Raw genomic sequence first — 1,039 nt, 5'->3', positions numbered from 1 at the left:
AGCGCGGCCTTCCATCGTTGGGTCCAGCGGGCCCGCCCTTGGCCGGTCGGATCCAGGCTCATCACGGCCAGGTAGACACATTTCAGTGCGGCTTGCTCATTGGGGAAATGTCCCCTGGCGCGGACCGCTTTCCGGATCCTGGCGTTCACGGACTCGATCGCGTTGGTCGTGCAGACGATCCGGCGGATCTCGGAATCGAACTGCAGGAACGGGACGAATTCGGCCCACGCGGATTCCCAGAGCCTGACGATCGCGGGATACTTCTTGCCCCACGCCTCGCTGAATTCCAGGAAGCGTTCCTCGGCCGCCTCGACCGTGGCGGCGGTGTAGATCGGTTTCAGGGCTTTGGCGATCTTGTCCCAGTCCTGCCGGGCCGCGTACCGGAAACTGGCGCGGATCAAATGCACCACACACGTTTGGGTGATCGCTTCCGGCCACACCGTCCCGATCGAATCGGGCAGGCCTTTCAGCCCGTCACAGACCACCATGCAGACGTCCTCAACGCCCCTGTTTTTGATCTCGGTGAGGACCTGGAGCCAGTACTTTGCGCCCTCCCCGCCGTCCCCGGCCCACAGGCCGAGGATGTCCCGGTTGCCCTCGACAGTGACGGCCAAGGCGACGTAGATGGGCCGATTCGCGACTTGGCCGTCGCGGACCTTGACGTGGATACAGTCAATGAAGATCACCGGATAGACCGGGTCCAGCGGCCGGTTTTGCCATTCCGTCATGCCCTCGAGCACCCGATCGGTGATCGTCGAGATCGTCGTCTTGGACACGTCGGCGCCATACACTTCGGCCAGGTGAGCGCTGATATCGCCGTGGGTCAGACCACGAGCCGACAACGACAACACCATCTCGTCAACGCCCGTCAGGCGCCGCTGATGCTTGCGGACTATCTGCGGCTGGAACGACCCGTTTCGGTCCCGAGGGACCTCGATCGGGACCGGACCAATGTCAGTCAGGACTGTCTTCGTCCTCGACCCGTTCCGAGCATTGGAGGTGGCTTCGACGCGCTCGTGTTTGTCGTAGCCGAGGTGGT

The 1,039-nt window shown here is 63.1% G+C and carries 1 protein-coding gene; it reads right to left on the bottom strand.

Annotated elements, in window-relative coordinates; all coding sequences use genetic code 11:
- Window positions 1-1,039 (bottom strand): IS256 family transposase (locus B7R21_RS19480; RefSeq protein WP_116284911.1); only part of this gene is annotated, 1,039 nt, incomplete at both ends.

The sequence above is a fragment of the Subtercola boreus genome, from assembly GCF_003399625.1.
GTDB lineage: Bacteria > Actinomycetota > Actinomycetes > Actinomycetales > Microbacteriaceae > Subtercola > Subtercola boreus_C.
The sequence above is the reverse complement of the archived record's forward strand: the minus strand, read 5'-3'. Positions and strand labels throughout refer to the sequence as shown.